This is a genomic window from Kitasatospora sp. NPDC005748, from assembly GCF_040630735.1.
Taxonomy (GTDB): domain Bacteria; phylum Actinomycetota; class Actinomycetes; order Streptomycetales; family Streptomycetaceae; genus Kitasatospora.
Window position 1 is genome coordinate 51610 of the sequence record NZ_JBEXYD010000002.1, and the last position, 13672, is coordinate 65281.

General features: G+C 74.4%; 10 protein-coding genes and 1 riboswitch. Of the genes, 4 read left to right on the forward strand and 6 right to left on the reverse strand.

Going from position 1 to position 13672, the window contains the following annotated elements; translation table 11 throughout:
- The first annotated feature begins 32 nt into the window (after positions 1 to 32).
- Together ABZ495_RS01660 and ABZ495_RS01665 are read left to right on the forward strand one after the other, a co-directional pair.
- Positions 33 to 734 (forward strand): SigE family RNA polymerase sigma factor, encoded by a 702-nt coding sequence (locus ABZ495_RS01660; protein WP_359833924.1) that lies wholly within the window; start codon positions 33 to 35, stop codon positions 732 to 734.
- Positions 731 to 2182: a hypothetical protein gene (locus ABZ495_RS01665; RefSeq protein ID WP_359833925.1), complete on the forward strand. Its 1452-nt coding sequence runs from the start codon at positions 731 to 733 to the stop codon at positions 2180 to 2182. Before ABZ495_RS01660 ends, ABZ495_RS01665 begins: the two co-directional genes overlap by 4 nt.
- Positions 2183 to 2242: 60 nt before the next feature.
- On the opposite strand, the gene ABZ495_RS01670 is transcribed toward ABZ495_RS01665, so the two are convergent.
- Both ABZ495_RS01670 and ABZ495_RS01675 read right to left on the reverse strand, forming a co-directional pair.
- Positions 2243 to 3742 (reverse strand): aminopeptidase P family protein, encoded by a 1500-nt coding sequence (locus ABZ495_RS01670; protein WP_329488678.1) that lies wholly within the window; start codon positions 3740 to 3742, stop codon positions 2243 to 2245.
- A gap of 182 nt (positions 3743 to 3924) precedes the next feature.
- On the reverse strand, positions 3925 to 5427 hold the full coding sequence (locus ABZ495_RS01675) for a PP2C family protein-serine/threonine phosphatase (protein WP_359833927.1): 1503 nt from the start codon (positions 5425 to 5427) through the stop codon (positions 3925 to 3927).
- A gap of 590 nt (positions 5428 to 6017) precedes the next feature.
- Between ABZ495_RS01675 and ABZ495_RS01680 the strand changes: the two genes are divergently transcribed.
- On the forward strand, positions 6018 to 6656 hold the full coding sequence (locus tag ABZ495_RS01680) for a bifunctional DNA primase/polymerase (protein ID WP_359833929.1): 639 nt from the start codon (positions 6018 to 6020) through the stop codon (positions 6654 to 6656).
- A 315-nt stretch (positions 6657 to 6971) separates the two neighbouring features.
- Here ABZ495_RS01680 and ABZ495_RS01685 read toward each other — a convergent pair whose 3' ends face one another.
- From ABZ495_RS01685 to ABZ495_RS01700, 4 genes are all read right to left on the reverse strand, one after another.
- Positions 6972 to 7958, reverse strand: coding sequence for a DUF5926 family protein (locus tag ABZ495_RS01685; protein ID WP_359833931.1), 987 nt, complete (start codon positions 7956 to 7958; stop codon positions 6972 to 6974).
- A gap of 175 nt (positions 7959 to 8133) precedes the next feature.
- Complete coding sequence (locus ABZ495_RS01690; protein WP_359833933.1) at positions 8134 to 8862, reverse strand: ATP-binding protein; 729 nt, start codon at positions 8860 to 8862, stop codon at positions 8134 to 8136.
- Positions 8863 to 9107: 245 nt separating this feature from the next.
- Positions 9108 to 9932: a glycerophosphodiester phosphodiesterase family protein gene (locus tag ABZ495_RS01695; RefSeq protein ID WP_359833934.1), complete on the reverse strand. Its 825-nt coding sequence runs from the start codon at positions 9930 to 9932 to the stop codon at positions 9108 to 9110.
- A 132-nt stretch (positions 9933 to 10064) separates the two neighbouring features.
- Positions 10065 to 11534 (reverse strand): cytosine permease, encoded by a 1470-nt coding sequence (locus ABZ495_RS01700; protein ID WP_329488672.1) that lies wholly within the window; start codon positions 11532 to 11534, stop codon positions 10065 to 10067.
- Positions 11527 to 11675: riboswitch (TPP riboswitch) on the reverse strand. Its footprint overlaps the gene before it by 8 nt.
- Before the next feature lie 387 nt (positions 11676 to 12062).
- Between ABZ495_RS01700 and ABZ495_RS01705 the strand changes: the two genes are divergently transcribed.
- Positions 12063 to 13640, forward strand: a complete 1578-nt coding sequence (locus ABZ495_RS01705) for a trypsin-like peptidase domain-containing protein (protein ID WP_359833936.1) — start codon at positions 12063 to 12065, stop codon at positions 13638 to 13640.
- The last annotated feature ends 32 nt before the right edge of the window (positions 13641 to 13672 follow it).

A 13672-nucleotide genomic window follows, 5' to 3' on the forward strand; every position in this document is an offset into this window, starting at 1 on the left:
CCGTCCCTGGGGGAAGCAGAACGCGGATGTCCATGGCCATCGGGCCAATCGTGGGAGGCGGGAGGAGCGGCGGCTTCCTCCGCGCCGGGCTGGTCGGACCGCTCTTCGGCGCACGGGAGGCGGGCGGGGCGGCGGCTCCCCGGGACGCCTCGTCGGACGGCGCCCCGTCGAGCTCCGGGCAGGAGGCGGTGCGGCGCCGGTCGGGGCTGCGGCTGCTGCGCGGCGGGCGCAAGCAGGAGGCGGAGGAACGCCCCACCCTGACCGGCCTCTACCACGCGCACCGGCTGGGCCTGGTGCGGATGGCCGTCCTGCTGGTCGACCACCAGGACCTCGCCGAGGACGTCGTGCAGGAGGCCTTCACCCAGCTCTACCAGCGCCACGGCGAGCAGCTGGACGACCTGGACAACGCCCTCGGATATTTGCGCACCAGCGTGGTCAACGGCGCCCGCTCGATGCTGCGCCGCCGCAAGACCGCCCGCGAGTACGTCCCCCCGCACGAGGCCGACGCTCCCTCGGCCGAGGAGCACGCGGTGCTCAACGACGAGCACCGGCGCGTCCTGGTCGCCCTGCGGGAGCTGACCTCCCGCCAACGCGAGGTGCTGGTGCTGCGCTACTGGTCGGACATGTCCGAAGCACAGATAGCGGAAACCCTGGGGCTCTCCCGGGGCGCAGTGAAGTCCACCGCCAGCCGGGCCTTGGACGCCTTGGAAAAGCATCTGGAGAAGGTTCGATGACCGACAAGCTTCCCCGCCGGACCGGCGGTGACGGTGACGGGCCGGACGACACCCCGATGGAACGGCTGCTCCGCGAGGCGATGAACGCCAGAGCGATGCAGATCACCGCACACGACCTGCGCCCGGCCGCGCCCCCGACCCGGCGGCTGCGCCGGCTCAAGCCCGTCTACCTCGCCGCCGTGCCGCTGTTCGGCCTGGCCGCCGCGATGGCGTTCGGCGTGCTCGGCTTCCGCGGCGACACGGTGGCCGACCGGGGCGGTCCCGGCCCGGCGGCCACCGTCACGGCCTCCGCGAGCCCGAGCCCCAGCGCGGTCCCGACCGTGGAGCCGACCCCCGCCGACACTCCGACGGCGGCCGGCACCGAGACCTCCGCCCCGGCGGCCGACCCCACGGGCACCGGCGAGCCGGCCGTCCCGGGCGGCGCCGCCACCCCGCGCAGCACCCAGAGCAGCACCGCCCCACCCACGACGGCCGCGACCCCGTACACGTTCCGGGGCGTGAAGTTCAAGGTGCCGGCGGGTTGGCGGGTCGTGCCGCCGGACCCGGCGGGGACCAGTCTGTGCGTCCTGAGCCCGGGCGCGCCCACAGGTGCCCAGCCGGGTTGGACCCAGGAGGCCTGTGAGCCCTACGGCGTGCTGATCACCGCGTACAACACCGCCGACGAGGCCGAGCACGCGATCTGGCCGACGGCGTTCGACCTGGACTCCTCGTCCGGCTTCAGCCACCAGCCCAGCTGCCCGGTCTGGGGACACCCCTACGTCCCCACCGGGCCCTACACGAAGATCGGCGAGCCGGCCAAGAGCCGTGACATCGTGGCCGGGCGGGCGATCTCGAAGACGCAGTGGCAGGTGACCTGCAAGCCCGGGGAGGACTTCACGGCCCAGATGTGGGGCCTGAAGGACGATCAGGTGTTCATCACGGCGAACGGTCTCAAGCCGGACTACCAGCCGGGTCTGGTGTCGATCCTCGACACCATCGACCTCAGCGGCCGTCAGGCACCCTCGGTGGCGGGCCAGAACGACATCAGCGTCACCGTGGAGGGTCTCACCACGGGTCAGCAGCTCCCGAACGACGGCACTCCGGTGGAGTTCGTCGTGACCTTCAAGAACACCGGCCGGACCAGCTACGCCCAGGTGGTGCCCCAGCTGGTCGCGGAGTCCTACGCCGGGAGCAAGGGCGCCGTGACCGGCACGCTGGAGCGCGCGAACGGCGCGGGATCGTGGAAGGCCCTGACCATCGCCCCGCCGGCGGCGGGCAAGCCGGTCTTCGACGACGCCGGCCCGCTGGCACCGGGGAACGCCTTCACCATCAGGTACCGGATGAAGCTGACGGCCCAGGACGGCGCCGGGGTCATGCCGGTGACCGTCAGCGCGCTGGTGGCCCCCGAGCAGGGGCCGCCCACCGTCATCGGGACCCGCACCGTCCCGGTCCGGGTGGTCGCCAAGTAGCGCGCGCGCCGCGGGCCCGGCCCCCACCGGGGAGCCGGGCCCGCGGCGTGCCGGTCGGGCTCAGGCCAGCGATGCCATCCACGCCTCGACGTCCTCGGCGCGGCGGGGCAGGCCCGCCGAGAGGTTCTCGTTGCCGTCGGCGGTGACCAGGATGTCGTCCTCGATCCGGACGCCGATGCCCCGGTACTCCTCGGGCACGGTCAGGTCGTCCTGCTGGAAGTACAGGCCGGGCTCGACGGTGAGCACCATGCCGGGCACCAGCAGCGCGTCGACGTGCTCCTCGGTGCGGGAGTGCGCGCAGTCGTGGACGTCCAGGCCGAGCATGTGGCCGGTGCCGTGCAGGGTCCAGCGGCGCTGCAGGCCCAGCTCCAGCACCTTCTCCAGGTCGTACACCGAGGCGTCCAGCAGGCCCCAGGCGAGCAGGCGCTCGGCCAGCACGCGCTGCGAGGCGTCGTGGAAGTCCCGGAACCGGGCGCCGGGCTTCACCGCCGCGATGCCGGCCTCCTGGGCGTCGTACACCGCCTGGTAGATCTTGCGCTGGAGCTCGTTGAACCGGCCGTCGATCGGCAGCGTGCGGGTCACGTCGGCGGTGTAGAGGCTGTGCGTCTCGACGCCGGCGTCCAGCAGCAGCAGCTCGCCCGGGCGGACCTCGCCGTCGTTGCGCACCCAGTGCAGGGTGGTCGCGTGCGGGCCGGCGGCGCAGATGGAGCCGTAGCCGACGTCGTTGCCCTCGACCCGGGCGCGGCGCCAGAAGGTGCCCTCGATCCAGCGCTCGGAGGTGGCGACGGCCTGGCCGAGCTCGCGCACCACGTCGGTGAAGCCGTTGACGGTGGCGGTGCAGGCGGCCCGCAGCTCGCCGATCTCCCACTCGTCCTTGACCAGTCGCAGGCCGCTCAGGAACTCCTTGAGCCCGGCGTCCTTGTCGGCGTCCAGCACCTCGGCGAGCGCGGACTCCAGACCGGCGTCGTAGCCGCGCACGATCCGGGTCGGCACGGCGTCGGCCTTGGCGCGCCCGGCCAGCTCCTCGGCGGCCTTGCGGACGTCGCGGACCGGCAGGCCGAGCAGCTGCTCCTGCTCGGTGAGGCTGTGGCGGCGGCCGACCCACAGCTCGCCGTAGCCGTCCAGCCAGAACTCGCCGTTCTCGCGGTCGGAGCGCGGCAGCAGGTAGAGGCCGAAGTCGTGGCCGGCCGCGCCGGTGGGCTCGGCGACCAGCACCGCGTCCTCGGTCTGGTCACCGGTGAGGTGCACGTACTCGCTGGCGGCGCGGAAGTTGTAGTCGGTGTCGTTGGCCCGGACCCGCAGGGTGCCGGCCGGCACGACCAGGCGCTCGCCGGGGAAGGCGGCGGAGAGCCGGGCGCGGCGCTCGGCGGCGTACGGGGCCTGGGCGACCGGGGTGAGGCCGTGCAGCTCGGTGTCGGCCCAGCCGGACTTCATCGAGGCGGCGAGCTCGTCGGAGACCTCCGAGTACAGGCCGTTCTTGCGGCCCTTGAACTCCTGCGGCTCCTCGCCGCCGGCGGCCTCGGGGTTCTCGGCCACTGCCGGGGTGCGGTCCTCGGTCACGTACGTCGCCTCCTTGCGCGGGTGCCGCCCATGGGGGTCCCCCGGGCGAAGGGCCGGGGGGCGTCGGATCGCGACACACGTGGGCGGCCGTGCGTCCATGGTACGGACGCCCGGCCGCCCGGCCTCCGGCGGCCTCGGCCCGGGAAGCCCCGCCGCGGGGCCGCGGCCACGGGCGCCGCCGGCTACTCGAAGCGCGCGGCCAGCACCATCAGGTCGTCGGTGGCGGGCCCGGCCTCCCGGGTCGCGCAGACGGCCAGCAGGTGGGCGCAGAGCCGGTCCGGGTCGATCCGCACGTCGCGCGGGGCGTCGGCGGCGGCCCGGCGCAGGTTGGCCTGTCCGGCGTGCAGGGTCGGGCCGCAGCGGCGGGCCAGGCCCTCGGTGTAGAGCACCAGGGTGTCGCCGCGCCCGGCGGTCAGCTCGACGCCCGGCGCCTCCCAGCAGGAGAGCATGCCGAGCGGCGCGGAGAGCGAGGTCTCCACGAACTCGGCGCCCTGCCGGGTGACCAGCACCGGCGGGCAGTGCCCGGCCCCGGCCAGGGTGATCCGGCGCTCGTCCGGCTCGATCCAGGCGTAGAGGGCGGTGGCGCTGCGGGCCGGCTCGGTGGTCTTGAGCAGCAGCTCCAGGTCCCCCAGGACGGAGACCGGGTCCTCGCCCTCCAGGACGGCGTAGGCCCGCAGCGCGGCCCGGACCCGGCCCATCGCGGCGGCCGCACCGGGGGCGGAGCAGGGGCCGGCGCCCGGACCGTCGCCGGAGACGCTGCCGACGGTCAGGCCGACGGTGCCGTCCGGCAGCGGGATGGCGTCGTACCAGTCGCTGCCGGCCGAGCGGTCCAGCCCGGCCGGGACGAGTCGGGCGGCCAGCCGCAGGCCGGCGGGCTGCGGGAGGCGGTCCGGGAGCAGGCCGCGGCAGAGCGCCTCGGTGGTGCGCCGGGCCCGGTCCGCTTCGAGTTCCTTGGCCAGCAGCGGGGCGGCGACGTCGCAGTACCGCCGGACGAGCTCGCACTGGCGCTCGGTGGGCTCGGCGGGCTCGTCGTAGAACCAGAGGACGGCGGCCAGCGGGCCGTCCTCCGCGGTGGCGAGCGGCAGCCCGTGGCAGCCGCCGAGGCGGAGGTGGCCGGCGAGCTCGCGCAGCCGGGCACCGATCGCGGGGTCGGTGGCGAGGTCGCGCGACTGCAGCCGGTCGGGCCGGTCGTGCTCGCGCAGCAGCCGGGCGAGCGGGCTCTGCTCGGTGGGCACCGTCTCCAGCGCGCCGAGGCTGGCGCGGTCGAGCCCGTACCCGACCGGCTGGCTGGGGCCGCCGCCGGGCAGCGCGGTGACCAGCAGGGCGCGGTCGGCGCCGAGCAGCGCGGCGCCGGAGGCCAGCACGGCCTCCAGGGTGGCCGTCAGGCCGCGGGCGCGGGCCAGCCGCTCGGAGTGCTCGTGGAGGCTGGTGAAATCGGACAGCCGTCCGGCCAAACGGTCCTGCAGCCCGGCCGGGGGTGCCGGGCGGGCCTCCGGGGCGCCGGGCGGTTCGGTACCGCCGGGCGGTTCGGTACGGGCCGCCGGCTCGTCGGCCGCGCAGCCCGGCTGCCCGGCCGGTCCGGCGGGGGGCGTGGGGAAGCCCGGATGGTCGAGCACCGAGAGCCCGCGGGGGCGACGGGGATCGCCCGGCTCGGAGGCTGTCGACGACGGGTGGGACTCAGTCATGCCGCCACTCCTGACGCGGTGGTACGTGTCATGCGGATCCCCCAGGTACGGCCGATGGGAGCGAGCACGGCCAAAGGGCGTGATTCGCCTCGATTCGCTACTACTCGTCATTGATCGACAGCAATGCCACCACTTCTACACAGGCCATTCGGGGCATGTCCAGATCCATGACGACGCGGGTGGCCGGTTCTCCGTCCCGCCGGGCCCGGCCGGGGCCCGCTCCGTTCGTGCGCGCCCCTGCCGGGCCCGCGGGCATGGAGCGCCGGAGAACGGGCAGAACCGTCAGGACGGCTCTCGCGGCCGTCCGGATCGTATGCTTTCGCCGCCCGTCGGCCGGGTCGGCCGGAAGTCACTCACTCGTACGGTGGAACCAACCGCGCCCGGGCGGCGTCCATCCGGTCGCATACGGGATTCTCGTTCCAAGGGCTGTTCGCATCGCGGCTCTTTCATGTCGTGCTCCACACCGTGCTCCATCCCCGCCACGCCGTTCGCCAAGCCCACCGGCCCGGTACGGGCCCGTGCGGCGTTTCCCCGGCCGCCGGCCGGCGGGGCCGGAGCGACCCGAGCGGTCACGGAAAGGAACGAGCGCCATGCGCGAGAACTCAAGGAGCCGGTCGACAGTCCGTTCCGTCCGGTTGGCCGCGGCCCTGGCCGCCGCGGTCGACCACCGCTGGCCGGTGGTGCCCGGCACGCTGCTGGTCGGCGGCCACTGTTCGTGCGGGGACGCGGACTGCTCCGTCCCCGGAGCCCACCCGCACGACCCGTCGCTGCTGGCGGCCACCACCGACGCCCGGATGGTGCGGTGGTGGTGGGAGCGGCAGAGTCCGGACGCGCCGGTGCTCGCGGCGACCGGCGGGACGGTCTCGGCGGTCAGCCTGCCCGCGGCGGCCGGTGCCCGGGCGCTCGCCTACCTCGCGGCGCTGCGGCTGCCGCTGGGGCCGGTCCTGTCGATGCCCGGCCGCTACGCGATGCTCGTCGCCCCCTACTCGCTGGAGGCGCTCGGCGAGATGCTCGCCCAACTTCCTTGGGTTCCGGGGTCGTTGCGCTACCACGGCTCGGGCGGCTTCCTGGCGCTGCCGCCGGGCGGCGGCTCGGGCGGCGGGGTGCGCTGGGTGCTGCCGCCGCGTCCGGCGGCCGACGGCGGCGTGTGGCTGCCCGAGGTCGGGCCGCTGCTGGGGGAGTTGGTCGACGCGACGGTCCAGCTGGACAGCGGGCGCTCGGCGTACTGACGGGGCTTCCGCGCCTCGTCCGGCCCCTGTCGTTCGGCCCCCGTGGCCGGTGCGGCGGGGGCCGGTGCGTCGGTCGCGGCCGGGCCGGCGGGCCGATCGGCCGGGGTACTGATCGGGCACGGTCCATCCGTCGGAGCGGGTCGGGGCCGGAAAACAAAAGATCCGGCCGCTGGCGACGGGGGATGCACCAGCGACCGGACTCTTTAGACAGTAACAAGGATCCGCGCCCGCGCCAATTTCCAAGAGCCCCTGCCCGCCCGGAAATTGCCGTACCGGCGGCCAATGTGACGCGTATCACCCGGATCCGAGTCCCCTTTAGTTCAAAGTGACCTGACGGTTCACCAGGTTGGCGCGGGCCCGCCGCTCCTCGCCGGTCAGCGGCGCCGGGTCGGCCAGCGTCGCGGCGAGCCGCTCGGCGAACTCCGCGGCCGGCTTCTCGCAGTCGGTGGCGGTCATGGCGAGCGGCAGGTCCCAGACCGGGACGGTCAGGCCGTGCGCACGGAAGGAGCCGACCAGCCGGGTGTCCGGGCCGAGCGAGGACAGGTCGGCGGCGGTGAGCCGGGCCAGCGCGTCCAGCAGCTCCTCCTCCGGCACGGTCATCACCCAGCGCAGGTGGTTCTTGTCCGGGGTGCCGCACCAGTACGCGGAGTCCACGCCGGTGAGCTTCTCGGTCGGGATCGCCGAGGCGTTGGCGCGCTCCAGGGAGGCGGCCACCTCGCCGGTGGCGGTCTCGGCGTCCTCCAGCCAGAACTCGAAGCCGGTGTGCACGGCGGGCGTGAACTCGGCCGTGGCGTCCAGCAGGTCCTGCAGGCGGCGGCCGCCCGGCACGGTCCGGCGGGCCGGGACGGGCGAGCCGGGCTCGGCGGCCAGCGCCAGCTCCAGGGCGTCCGCCAGGTCACGGCTCAGGTCACCGGAGGCGGACTGGGTCTGCAGGCCGAGCAGGATCGAACCGTCCTGGCGGCGCAGCGCCGGCCAGGCCAGCGGCAGCACGGTGGCCAGGGTCACGGACGGGACGTCACCGTTGGCGGCCTCGGCCACCCCGGCGGCCAGCGTCAACGGCACGGTCGCGGCCGGGACCAGCTCGCGCAGCGCCACCCAGTCGGCCTCGCCGGACAGCCCCTCGAACGGGCGGTGCACCAGCTCCTGCACGGCGTGCGAGGCCTCCCGGCCGTGGCAGGCCTTGTACCGGCGGCCCGAACCGCAGGGGCAGTTCTCGCGGGCCCCGACCACGGGGATCTCGCCCGTGACGGCGGTGGTGGACTGGCTGCGCTGCGGCGCCTTCTTGGCGGCCTTCTTGCCCATGGTGCGGCTCTCCCGGTGGCGGTTTCGGTGTGCTCCGGGCAGCCTACTGACGTTCCCCCGGCCCGTGGGCACGCGCCGGGGCGGGGAGTACCCCGTGGGGGCGACGCCCGGACCGCCGTGGGCGGCGCCCCGCGGAGGCCCCACCGGGCCCCGCTCCGACGGCCGCGGGCGACGCTCAGGCGCTCCGGGCGTCACCGCCGGTGCGCCGGGCGTGCCGGGCCCGGGCGGGCAGGGCGGCCCAGACCGTGACCTCGCCGGGCGCGTCGCGCACGCCCCAGTCGCTGGACAGCTGGTCGACGATGCTCAGCCCGCGGCCGCCGCGCGAGGTCAGCGACGGACTGGCGGGGGACGGCCGGGTCTGCGCGCCGCCGTCCGTCACCTCCAGGGTGAGGACCCCGTCCGCGTGCAGCTGCCAGCGGACCAGCACCCCGCCGTTGCCCTCGCCCTCGTCCGGGTGGGCCTGCGGCCGGGCCTGTCCCGCGTCCCGGCTCCTGGCGTGGACGGCCGGGCCGCCCGTCACGGGAGCGCCGGCCGGCTCGGCCGGACCGGAGGGAACGCCGACGAGGATCTGGTCGACGATCTCGGCCCGGGCGCTGCGTCCGAGCACGGGCAGCGGGCCGAGCGGCCGTGCGTAACGACATGCATTGCTCAGCAGTTCGGAAAGGATCAGAACAACATCATCGATGACCGGTTCCGGAATCTCCCGGTCACGTAGATCTCGACGCAGTCGGCGCCGTGCGACCCCGACACTCGATGGGCCGTGCGGCACTGCCATGGTCGATGAAGTCGGCACTTCACGCGCCACCATCAACGCCACCCCCGGACCTCCTTCAGCGTATGCCGAGGGATGGATGCCCCTTGGTAATGGGTCGGAAACGACCGTACGGCGATCCCGCGCGGACATTTCAAGCCGGGCGACGCACGGTGCGCTGCAGGTGATTCCCCGCTCACCCTCTGTTGTGAGAACGCATGATTTCCGTCAGAAAACGGCGGATGAAGGTTTGAGCCCTACCCAAGCGATCGCGGTCCGCCGGGGCGGAAGTGCCGGGTGATTCCGGAGCGGGGCGCGCGGCCACCGGGTCTCGGGGGGCCGGAAATAGCCGGAGAAACCCGTGGGGCGCGAGGGACGGCGTTCCGCGGCGGACCGGTTCAGCGGCCGAGCTGGGCCAGGACCTCCGCCGGGCGGTTGGTGATGATCCCCGAGACCCCGAGCTCCAGGCAGAGCTCGACGTCGGCCGGCTCGTCCACGGTCCAGACGTGCACCTGGTGGCCGAGCTCCCGCAGCCGGGTCACCAGCCGGGGCCGGGCCCGCACCAGGTCGATGCCCGGGCCGGCGATCCGGGCCCCGCCGGGCAGCGAGGCGCCCGGGCGCAGCCGGCCCTGCAGGGGCAGCGTCCGCTCGAACAGGAAGACCCGCGGGTACTCCGGCGCGGCGGCGGCCACCCTGGTCAGCGCCAGCGAGGAGAAGCTCATGATCCGGGCCTGCGGGCGGTCGCCCTCCGGCGCCCCGCCGATCTTGAACCGGTCGAGCATCCGCAGCAGCTCGGACTCCACCCGGCCCCGGAAACGGACCGGGTGCTTGGTCTCGATCGCCAGGTCCACCGGGCGCCCGCAGTCGGTGACCAGCTCCAGCAGGCTCTCCAGCCGCAGGACGCCGCGCAGGTCCGGGTCCGCGCTCGGCTCCCCCGTCTTCCAGGCGCCGAAGTCGTGCGCCTCCAGCTCGGCCAGCGTCATCGAGGAGACCGTGCCGCGGCCGTCCGAGACCCGGCCGATCCGGCGGTCGTGCACGCAGACCAGATGCCCGTCGGCCGTCACCCGGACGTCGCACTCGACCGCGTCCGCGCCCTCGTCGAGCGCCCGGCGGTAGGCCGCGAGCGTGTGCTCGGGCAGGGCGTGCGAGGAACCGCGGTGGGCGATCACCTGGACGGGCCGCGTGGTGCGCGCCGCCGCCGGGGAGAGGTCAGGGCTGGTCACGCCGTCCACGATAGGCGGCGGAAGTGACACCCGGGCGAAGACGGCCCCAACCTGCGGGGCCGTCTTCGCCCGCGCGCCTCGTCGTCCGCCCTTCCCGGCGGGCGGTCGCGGGCCCGACCGGGCCCGCGGGCGTCAGGCGGCGGGGGTCCGGCGGGTGAGCGGGGTGAGCGCCCAGGTGACCAGGGCCGGCACCAGGAAGCCGAACAGGGACGCCGAGGTCCACTCCTGGGGCGTGAAGTGCAGGGCCTCCTGCACGGAGGTCCAGAAGTCCGTCCACCAGCCGGCGATCGCGGTCGGCGCGATCAGCTGGTAGACGGCGAAGCCGAGCGCCCAGGGCAGCAGCATCAGCCAGCGGGACGGGGCGTCGGCGGCGAGGTTCCAGCCGCGCCGGCCGGCGCCGAGGAAGTAGTCGACCGCCAGTACCGCGAACATCGGCACGAACACCGAGCCGATCAGACCGAGGAAGGCGTAGTAGGAGTCGGTGAACTCGGTGATCTGCAGCGCCAGCACGGTGATCAGCAGGCCGGTCGCGCCGGTCAGTACCCGGCGGTCCACCTTCGGCAGCAGGTTGTGGACCGACATCGCGGTCGAGTACACGTTGGCGAAGGACTGGTCGGTCTCGCGCAGCACCAGCACCAGCAGGAAGAACCAGCCGGCCCAGACGCCCAGGAACGAGTCGAAGATCCGGGAGGCGTCGCCGTCGGCCTGCAGCAGCGCGAACAGGCCGAGCACGTAGCACCAGACCTGGGCGACGGTGTAGCCGGAGAAGCTGCCCCAGAACGCGGAGCGGGCGGTGCGGGAGTGCCGGGTGTAGTCGGCGGCCAGCGGGACGAAGGAGATCGACACCGCGATCATCGCGTCGGTGGCCCGGAGGAAGCCGTGCCAGTTGCCCGCGCCCGGGTCGGACACGCCGCCCCGGCCCAGCTGGACGGTGAAGTAGACCATCGCCACCGCGACCGCCGCGGCGACGAAGCGGCGCAGCACCGCGATCGCGCCGAGCGGCCAGATGGTCAGCGCGGTGGTCACCGCGCCCGCCAGGACGACGAAGAGCCAGCGGTAGCCGTCGGTGTGCGCCACCGTCTGCGCGCCCATCGCGATGACCAGCAGCTCGTACACGCCCCAGCCGATGCACTGGACGATGTTCAGCACCGTCGGCACGTAGGAGAGCTTCGTCCCGAACAGTCCGCGCAGGTTGGCCATCGCCGGCGCGCCGGTCCGGGCCCCGATCAGCGCGGCCACGCCGAGCATCGCGGTGCCGACCACGGTGCCGACCACGATCGCGGTGACCGCGGCGGCCAGCGACAGCTCGCTGCCGGGTGCGCCGAGCACGGTGGCGGCGGTGGTGAAGCCGATCAGGCTGACGCCGAGGTTCATCCAGAGCGCGAAGTGGTCCCGGAAGCGGAGCGTGCGCGGCGGCTCGGTGTCGAGGACGAACGGGGCCTCGACCCGGTCCGCCCGGTCCGGACGGTCCAGGACGGCGGTGCCCGCTCCGGTGGAACCGGCCGCCCCGCCGGTGGCGTCGCAGGGATCGGTCGCGGACGATTCGGGGAAACCCTTGGACGCGGGCGCGCCCGAAGAAGAGGATGGCGAAGCAGGCGGCATGGCCGATACTCCCTACGCCGGCATTACCCGGACAGGTTCCGGCGGTCTGCGCCCCCTCGACGGTCCGTCCACGGAGCTCGTGGCGTACGGTCGACCGGCGCACTCTCAGCCTGGTGGGTCCAAGCTCCCGCGTGTCAGTTTGGAGCGACAGGCTAACCGGCGCGGGAGTGAACGCCAAGGCCAGGCGTCCGGCGGTCCGCATCGCGGGACGCCGCGGGGCGGCCTCGCACGGGGTCCCGGGGGGCCGTCGCGGGGGCCTGCCTGGGGGCCGTTGTCGGGCCGGGCTAAGGATTCTTATGACTTCTTCAGAGGGGTCCTTACGGCAATCGAATCGAGTGTGCGAAAAACTATGGTTGTTGGTCCTGTCAGCTATGGAGGTCGTCCGTGAGCACCGAGCGCGAGGTTGGGCCCACCGGGCCACAGGGGGAGCAGCCCTCCGACGGCCAGGGGGTAGTGGGTCCCGCTCCTGACGGTCGGGCGCAGGTGGCGCCCGGTCCCGTCCAGGCGGCGCCCGAGGCGGACCGGACCGTGACGGACACCGGCGCCGGGGCGCCCGCCGCTCCGGCCGCGCCCGCGTCCGGCGGGTTCACGCCGACGCTGGCGTTCAGCAAGGTCGGCGCCCCGGACCCGGCGCCCGCCGTGCCCGCCGAGCCGGTGGCGGCTCCGGCCGCCGAGGCCCGGTACATCGACGCACCTCCGCCCGTCCTGCCGCCGGCCCCGGCCGCGCCGGCCGCCCCGGTGGCCGCGCCGGTCACCAACCCGTACGCCACACCGGGCGCCCCGGTCGCGGCGGCGTCCCACGACCCGTACGGGGCTCCGGCCGCGCCGGCGCCGCACCACCCGTTCGGCGCCGGCCAGCCGCTCGGCGGCTGGGGCGGCCACGAGGCCCCGCCCGGTGGCCCCGCCGCCCCCGGCGGCCCGGGCTACCCCGGCGGGCCGCTCGGCTACCCGGCCGAGTACCCCGGCACCCCCGGGCCCGGCGGCCCGCGCAAGAAGCGCGGCGGGCTGATCGCGCTGATCGCCGCCGTCGCCCTGGTCGCCGGTGTGGCGGGCGGGGCGCTCGGCGTCGCCGTCGCGGACCGCAACGACAACGGCATCAGCGCGGCGGACGACCACCGGAGCACCACCGTCCAGGCCAGCACCCAGAAGAACGAGCCCGCCCCCGGCTCGGTGGCCGGCATCGCGCAGAAGGCGCTGCCCAGCGTCGTCACCATCAAGGCGCAGGGCAACGGCGAGTCCGGCACCGGTACCGGTTTCGTCTTCGACACCGAGGGCCACATCCTCACCAACAACCACGTCGTCGCGCCCGCCTCCAACGGCGGCAAACTGACCGTCAAGTTCGCCGACGGCACCTCCTACAGCGCCTCGGTGCTCGGCCGCGCCGAGGGCTACGACGTCGCCGTGGTGAAGCTCGACAACCCGCCCAAGGACAAGCTGACGCCGCTTCCGCTGGCCGACTCCGACAAGGTCAACGTCGGTGACTCCACGATCGCCATCGGCGCGCCGTACGGCCTGGAGTCCACCGTCACCACCGGCATCATCAGCGCCAAGGACCGCCCGGTCGCCTCCGGCGACGAGACCGGCGCGCAGTCCTCGTACATGAACGCGCTGCAGACCGACGCCTCCATCAACCCCGGCAACTCCGGCGGCCCGCTGCTGGACGCCGGCGGCGCGGTGATGGGCATCAACTCCGCGATCCAGTCCAACGCCTCGGCCAACGGCCGGGCCGGCAGCATCGGCCTGGGCTTCGCCATCCCGATCAACCAGGCCAAGTGGGTCGCCGAGACGCTGATCAAGACCGGCAAGCCGGTCTACGCCAAGCTGGACGTCCTGCGCAACGACGACTACAAGGGCGACGGCGCGCAGATCCAGACCCGCGACATCCAGGGCACCCCGGCCGTCACCCCCGGCGGCGCCGCCGACAAGGCCGGCCTCAAGCCCGGCGACGTCATCACCAAGCTCGGCGGCAGCCCGATCGAGAACGGCCCGGCCCTGGTCAGCAAGATCTGGACGCACAAGCCCGGCGAGACCGTCGACGTCGAGTACACCCGCAACGGCCAGACCAGCACCACCAAGGTCACCCTCGCCGAGCGCGTGGGCGACTGACCCCCACCCCGAAACCGGTGCACCGAACCCCG

Excerpts from the sequence above, each read along its gene's own strand:
- ABZ495_RS01700 (WP_329488672.1), bottom strand. The coding sequence starts at position 11,534 with ATGCCGCCTGCTTCGCCATCCTCTTCTTCGGGCGCGCCCGCGTCCAAG.
- ABZ495_RS01680 (WP_359833929.1), top strand. The coding sequence starts at position 6,018 with ATGCGCGAGAACTCAAGGAGCCGGTCGACAGTCCGTTCCGTCCGGTTG.
- ABZ495_RS01660 (WP_359833924.1), top strand. The coding sequence starts at position 33 with ATGGCCATCGGGCCAATCGTGGGAGGCGGGAGGAGCGGCGGCTTCCTC.
- ABZ495_RS01675 (WP_359833927.1), bottom strand. The coding sequence starts at position 5,427 with ATGACTGAGTCCCACCCGTCGTCGACAGCCTCCGAGCCGGGCGATCCC.
- ABZ495_RS01690 (WP_359833933.1), bottom strand. The coding sequence starts at position 8,862 with ATGTCCGCGCGGGATCGCCGTACGGTCGTTTCCGACCCATTACCAAGG.
- ABZ495_RS01685 (WP_359833931.1), bottom strand. The coding sequence starts at position 7,958 with ATGGGCAAGAAGGCCGCCAAGAAGGCGCCGCAGCGCAGCCAGTCCACC.
- ABZ495_RS01665 (WP_359833925.1), top strand. The coding sequence starts at position 731 with ATGACCGACAAGCTTCCCCGCCGGACCGGCGGTGACGGTGACGGGCCG.